Origin of the sequence: Corynebacterium striatum ATCC 6940 (assembly GCF_000159135.1) — a bacterium.
Taxonomy (GTDB): Bacteria; Actinomycetota; Actinomycetes; order Mycobacteriales; family Mycobacteriaceae; genus Corynebacterium; species Corynebacterium striatum.
In genome coordinates, this window is sequence record NZ_GG667538.1 from 1 (window position 1) to 1,050 (window position 1,050).

2 protein-coding genes are annotated in these 1,050 nt (G+C 63.0%); both read right to left on the reverse strand.

Annotation, left to right across the window (positions count from 1 at the left end):
• On the reverse strand, positions 1-627 hold a 627-nt coding region (locus tag HMPREF0308_RS12620), incomplete at its 3' end, for a hypothetical protein (RefSeq protein ID WP_005532240.1).
• An 86-nt stretch (positions 628-713) separates the two neighbouring features.
• A complete protein-coding gene (locus HMPREF0308_RS12625) occupies positions 714-956 on the reverse strand; it encodes a hypothetical protein (protein WP_005532241.1) in 243 nt (80 codons plus the stop codon).
• Positions 957-1,050: the final 94 nt, after the last annotated feature.

Genomic DNA, 1,050 nt, shown 5'->3' on the forward strand with positions numbered 1-1,050 from the left:
GGCCAGCTTTTCCTGAGCCAATAGGCGCGCCGGGCGCACCGTCCCGTCCGTGGCGCGAATGAGCTTGTCTTCTTTGAGGTATTCCTCGTGCTCGTCGAGACGAATAACTACGTGCGCAGCACGGGCTGGGGCTTGAATTTGCTCCCCGCCAGCGACGAACTGTTTGAACCCGTCGAGCAGGTCGTCGCCGGGCAGCGCGCCGAGCATGTCCATCAGCCACGGGTCTTGGGTGTTAATCACCAAACGGTGCCAGCCGTCTTTGCCATAGGTATGGCGGGCAGACTCCACGCGGGTCTTCGGCTTGGCAAGACTCGCGCCGACCTCATCGAGCTTGGTCTCCGCCGTGCCACACAAGGTCACGCGGGCGGCGTTGGGGTCGTCGCAGCGCGCGGCGAGCACCTCGATGCGGGCGAGCACGCGCAGGGAATGGCCGGCAGCGCGGGCGGCCTTGCGGGCCTCGGCGATGCCTTTGGGCTTAGTGCGCCAGTAGACGGCGGCCAAGGGGTGGATGAACTTGGCGTCGGCGAGTGTTAGGCCGCGGTCGCGGAGTTCAGCCACGGTGAGGCCAGCGGCTTCCTTGAGAGAATCGACGCCGAGAGCAAGAGCATCGAAGATCGAGACGGTCATGCCACGGAGGATAAAGAGGCATCGGAAAGCCTGCAACCGATTGTCCAATGTATTAGTCGAACAGGGGTATTCGAACAGGGGTAGACCTAGAGTTGGGCGATGGAGGCACAGAGCGCGTCGACGTCCTCGTCGCGCGTGGACCAGGACGTGCAGAAACGCACCGCGTGCAGGCCTTCGTGTTCCTCGAAGAACTGGCAGACGTAGTTCTCGGACAGCGCGGCCTCCTGATCAGGCGTGAGGAGTGCGAATTGCTGGTTGGTAGGCGAGTCGAAGAGTATCTGAATGCCGGCGGAGGCGATGCGGGCGGCCTGCTCGTTGGTGTGAGCCATGCTCGACTCGTAGAGGCTGTCGGTGAAGAGGGCCTCGCTTTTGGAACTCCAGAAAACGGCATCGATGCCCGCATCACGCTGCGATCAGAGCCCT